The organism is Glycocaulis sp., assembly GCF_052168375.1.
In the GTDB taxonomy this organism is placed as follows: Bacteria; Pseudomonadota; Alphaproteobacteria; order Caulobacterales; family Maricaulaceae; genus Glycocaulis.
The window spans coordinates 1-5,049 of sequence record NZ_JBQLZR010000007.1 but is presented as its reverse complement, the minus strand read 5'-3'; the positions used below and the strand labels follow the sequence as shown (position 1 = coordinate 5,049).

Here is a 5,049-nt window from a genome sequence, read left to right as displayed (position 1 = left end):
CCCAAGGGGCTGAACGAGGACATTGTCCGCTTCATCTCGGAAAAGAAGGGCGAGCCACAATGGATGCTCGACTGGCGCCTTGATGCCTATCGCCGCTGGGTGGAGATGGAGGAGCCCAAATGGGCCAAGGTCCATCATCCGCCCATCGACTATCAGGATGCGTACTATTATGCGGCACCCAAAAATGCTGCGAAATACAAGAGTCTGGACGAAGTTCCTGCCGAATTGCTTGAGACCTACAAGAAGCTCGGCATTCCCTTGCGCGAGGCTGAAGTCCTGCTCGGTGTAGAGGGTGCGGAGGAGCGCACGGCTGCCGAGGCGCGCGAAACGCCAAAGGTGGCGGTTGATGCCGTGTTCGATTCCGTTTCCGTCGCCACGACCTTCAAGAAGGAACTGGAAAAGGCCGGCGTGATCTTCATGCCGATTTCGGAGGCCTTGCAGGAATATCCTGAACTGGTGCGCCAGTATCTCGGCAGTGTGGTGCCGGTGACGGACAACTATTTTGCCACGCTCAACAGCGCGGTCTTCTCCGATGGCTCGTTCGTCTACGTGCCGCCGGGCGTGCGCTGCCCGATGGAGCTGTCGACCTATTTCCGCATGAATGCGCAAGGCACGGGCCAGTTCGAGCGCACGCTGATCATCGCCGACAAGGGGGCCTATGTCTCCTATCTGGAGGGCTGCACCGCGCCTATGCGCGACGAGAACCAGCTCCACGCCGCCGTGGTGGAGCTGGTCGCGCTGGATGATGCCGAAATCAAGTATTCCACCGTCCAGAACTGGTGGCCGGGCGACGCCGAAGGCAAGGGCGGGGTTTACAACTTCGTCACCAAGCGGGCCGATTGCCGGGGCCGCAATTCCAAGGTCAGCTGGACGCAGGTTGAGACCGGTTCGGCCATCACCTGGAAGTATCCGTCCTGCGTGCTGCGCGGCGACAACAGCCAGGGCGAGTTCTACTCCATTGCGGTCACGAATGGCCGTCAGCAGGCCGATACCGGCACGAAGATGATCCATCTGGGCCGCAATACGAAATCGCGCATCATCGCCAAGGGCATTTCGGCCGGGCGCTCCGACCAGACCTATCGCGGCCTCGTCTCTGTTCATGCAAAAGCGGAAGGCGCGCGCAATTTTACCCAGTGCGACAGCCTGCTGATTGGCGATCAGTGCGGCGCGCACACCGTGCCCTATATCGAGGCGAAAACGCCCAAAGCCACGCTGGAGCATGAGGCGACGACCTCCAAGCTCTCCGATGACCAGCTTTTCTATGCCCGCCAGCGCGGACTGGATGAGGAAGCGGCGGTCGCCTTGCTCGTCAACGGCTTCTGCCGCGAGGTTTTACAGGAATTGCCGATGGAATTTGCCGTCGAGGCGCAGGCACTCCTGAAAGTCTCGCTGGAAGGGAGCGTGGGGTGATGGAAGAGCTGTTTGACCTCGTAGGCGTAGAGGGTGTGGCAGCGATTATTGCTGTTGTTGTATCCGTATTTGCACTTTGTTTGAGCGTTTTTAACTTTAGAGCAGAGTTCCGAATCGCTTGGACCAAAGAGGTAATCGGGTGGGCTCGCCAAGTCGTTAGCGTATTGACCGAAATGGAACATGATTTTTCGACCGCGTGTGGACAAAGTTTAGGGGTTAGGCCATCCGGTGATAGAGTGAGAGGTCAACTGGCGCGACTTTCAACATTGATTGACGAGGGTCGGTTCTATTTCGAAAACAACTCAGACAATGACTTTGGCCGTGATAAACCAGTGGCGTTTCGGGGTTACCGCCCCAAACTGATCGACGTTCTCGTTCGCGCTTACGATTCGTATCGTCGGGCGCTCACCAATAACGAGCACGACCCTTCCGACACTATTCGAAAGCGAAAACGAGACTTCGTGTCTCACGTGCAGGAGGTCATAAATCCAGTGTGGTTTTCTAAGAAAGCAGAGTTCGAAACAGAAAAAGTAAAAGTGAATTTTTAAAAGAGTGAACACGACTATGCTTGAGATCAAGAACCTCCATGCCCGCGTGAACCCGGAAGAGGGTGAAGCCAAGGCAATCCTCAAAGGCGTCGACCTGACCGTTCCGGCAGGCGAGGTGCATGCCATCATGGGGCCGAACGGGTGCGGAAAGTCGACTCTGTCCTATGTGCTGTCCGGGCATGACGGCTATGAGGTGACGGACGGCTCGATGCGTTTCCTCGGCGAGGAAATCAACGAGCTTGAACCCGAAGAGCGTGCGGCGAAGGGGCTGTTTCTGTCCTTCCAATACCCGGTTGAAATCCCCGGCGTGCCGACGCTGACCTTCCTGAAAGAAGCCGCCAATGCGCAACTGAAAGCGCGTGGTGAAGGCGAGATCAGTGCACCGGAATTCATGAAGCGTGCTCGTGAAAATGCAGCAAAACTCGGTATTTCAAGCGAAATGTTGAAGCGCCCTGTTAATGTCGGCTTCTCCGGCGGTGAGAAGAAGCGCATGGAAATCTTCCAGGCGATGATGCTCGAGCCGAAATTCCTCATCCTTGATGAAACCGATTCCGGGCTGGATATCGATGCGCTGCGTGTGGTGGCCGATGGCGTCAATGCGCTGCGCTCGCCTGAGCGTGGCATGCTGGTCATCACGCACTATCAGCGCCTGCTCGATTATCTCAAACCTGATGTCGTGCACGTCATGGCCGCTGGCCGGATCGTCGAGACGGGCGGGCCGGATCTCGCCTTGAAGCTCGAGGCTGAAGGCTATGAGAAGTTCACCGGAGCGGCAGCCTGATGGGTGTGACGCTGCCATTATCGGGTTTCGAACGGGCGCTCGCTGCCGGGCTGCCGGCAGGTGAACTGCGCGACGCTCTGGAAACCGCGGGCCTGCCGCATCGCCGGGTGGAAGCCTGGAAATGGTCTGACCTGCGCGCCGTCGCTGCAAAGATGGACGCCGGTGCAGGGCGGATCGAGGTGCGTGCCTCGCGCGAAGCGAACGTAACGGCGACGCTGGACCGCCAGCCCGAGCTTTTGATGCCGCGCCTGGCGGCAGGCCTCTCTTCTGGCTGCCCGGTGTATGAGCTCACAGACGGTGAGACCCTGTCTCTGGAGTTCATCGCGGAGGCGGGATCATCGCATCACATCGCTGCCATTCAGGTGCCGGCGGGCGTCGGCGCCACGCTGCATGAGCGCTATCACGCCGCGCCGGGCAGTTTTGCCAATCTCGCGCTCAATATTGAATTGGGCGAGGGCGCCTCGCTGACCCGCGTCGTCGAACAGGACGCGTCCCCCGATGCAGTACTGGTCGTGACGACCGGTATCAATCTGGCTGCCCGCGCCAGCCTGCACCAGACCACGCTCGGCTTTGGTGCAAAGCTCGCCCGGCTGGAGACCCATGTCAGCCATGCCGGTGAGGGCGCGGAGCTGACGCTCGGCGGTTCCTACCTGGTCGGTGACGGCCTGCATCTCGATCAGACGGGTATTGTGCGCCATACCGGCCCGAACGGGACCACCCGCGAGCTCTTCAAGGGCGCAGCCGCCACGGGCGGGCGCGGGGTTTTCCAGGGCAAGATCCATGTCGAGCAGGCGGCCCAGAAGACCGATGCCCAGATGAACCATCGCGGGCTTCTGCTCAGTAGCGGGGCGGACATATATGCCAAGCCGGAGCTGGAAATCTATGCCGATGACGTGGTGTGCGCGCACGGCAATGCGCTCGGCGCAGTGGACGAGGAGGCGCTCTTCTACATGCGCCAGCGCGGCCTGACCGAGACGCGGGCCCGCGCCGTCCTCACGCGCAGCTTCCTTGCCGAACCTCTCGATGCTGTAAGCAACGATGCATTGCATGAGCGTCTGCTCGGAAAGCTTGATGCGGCGCTGGAGGCTGTCTCGTGACCGCGCTTGCCCGACCCCGCAACGGCTTTGACGTCGATGCAGTCCGCGCGCAATTTCCGATCCTGTCGCGCGCGGTGCACGGCAAGCCACTGGTCTATCTCGACAGCGCGGCATCGGCGCAGAAACCTGAGGCCGTGATCGAGGCGCTGGCCGATGTCTGGCGCGGGTCCTACGCCAATGTGCATCGTGGACTGCACACGCTGGCAAACGAGACCACCGAGGCTTTCGAGGCCACGCGCGGCAAGCTGGTCCGGTTTCTCGGCGCAGCCAGAGCCGAAGAAATTGTCCTCACACGTGGCGCGACCGAGGCGATCAATCTGGTAGCCGCCGGAATCGGTCAGGACCTTCGCGAGGGTGACGAGATCATCCTCAGCCAGATGGAGCACCACTCCAACATCGTCCCGTGGCACTTCCTGCGCGAGCGCAAGGGCGTGGTCATCAAATGGGTTCCGGTTCGCGATGATGGCACGCTGGACGTCCAGGCCTATGAGGCCCTTTTCTCGCCGCGCACACGCATGGTTGCCCTGAGCCACATGTCCAATGTGCTCGGCACCGTGAATGATGCGGCTGCACTGGCGCAGACGGCGCACCAGCACGGTGTGCCGATCCTCTTTGATGGCTCGCAGGCCGCAGTCCACGGCCCGGTTGATGTGCAGGCCATTGGCTGTGATTTCTACGTGATCACCGGTCACAAGCTCTATGGACCCAACGCCACTGGCGCGCTCTACGCGCGCGGCGACTGGCTGGACCGGCTCCCGGCCTTTCTCGGCGGCGGCGAGATGATCGCCGAGGTCAGCGAGGAGAGCGTCATCTATGCCGCGCCCCCGCACAAGTTCGAGGCGGGAACACCTGCCATTGCCGATGTGATCGCGCTGGGCGCGGCGCTCGACTGGATGGACCATCACGTGACCGCGGATGCGCTTGCTCACGAGCATTCGCTGATGGAAGCCGCAACGGCGGGCCTCAAGTCCATGGACGGTATCCGCATACTGGGCAAGGCATCCGGCAAAGGCCCGATTGTGTCCTTTGTGGCCGAAGGCGCACACGCGCATGACCTGGCTCAGCTCATGGACCGGTATGGCGTGGCCGTCCGGGCCGGACATCACTGCGCCCATCCGCTGATGAAGCGCTTTGGTGTAACCGCCAGCGTCCGCGCCAGCTTTGCTGTCTACAACACGCAAGCCGAGGTGGAGGCATTTCTTGATGCCTTGCG

At 60.8% G+C, this 5,049-nt stretch carries 5 protein-coding genes; all 5 read left to right on the top strand.

All coding sequences use genetic code 11. The annotated features are described in order from the left end of the window. On the top strand, positions 1-1,410 hold a 1,410-nt coding region (gene sufB / locus ACTS2Z_RS00175; RefSeq protein ID WP_442571215.1), incomplete at its 5' end, for a Fe-S cluster assembly protein SufB. After that, positions 1,410-1,958, top strand: a complete 549-nt coding sequence (locus ACTS2Z_RS00170) for a hypothetical protein (protein WP_442571214.1) — start codon at positions 1,410-1,412, stop codon at positions 1,956-1,958. The genes sufB and ACTS2Z_RS00170, both read left to right, overlap by 1 nt. A 16-nt stretch (positions 1,959-1,974) precedes the next feature. Next, complete coding sequence (sufC, locus tag ACTS2Z_RS00165) at positions 1,975-2,739, top strand: Fe-S cluster assembly ATPase SufC (protein ID WP_442571213.1); 765 nt, start codon at positions 1,975-1,977, stop codon at positions 2,737-2,739. Then, positions 2,739-3,836 carry a SufB/SufD family protein gene (locus ACTS2Z_RS00160; RefSeq protein WP_442571212.1) on the top strand — a complete coding sequence of 366 codons (1,098 nt, stop codon included), beginning with the start codon at positions 2,739-2,741 and terminating at the stop codon, positions 3,834-3,836. The genes sufC and ACTS2Z_RS00160 overlap by 1 nt, the downstream gene beginning before the upstream one ends. After that, on the top strand, positions 3,833-5,049 hold a 1,217-nt coding region (locus ACTS2Z_RS00155), incomplete at its 3' end, for a SufS family cysteine desulfurase (RefSeq protein WP_442571211.1). The genes ACTS2Z_RS00160 and ACTS2Z_RS00155, both read left to right, overlap by 4 nt.

Excerpts from the sequence above, each read along its gene's own strand:
- ACTS2Z_RS00170 (WP_442571214.1), top strand. The coding sequence starts at position 1,410 with ATGGAAGAGCTGTTTGACCTCGTAGGCGTAGAGGGTGTGGCAGCGATT.
- ACTS2Z_RS00160 (WP_442571212.1), top strand. The coding sequence starts at position 2,739 with ATGGGTGTGACGCTGCCATTATCGGGTTTCGAACGGGCGCTCGCTGCC.
- sufC (WP_442571213.1), top strand. The coding sequence starts at position 1,975 with ATGCTTGAGATCAAGAACCTCCATGCCCGCGTGAACCCGGAAGAGGGT.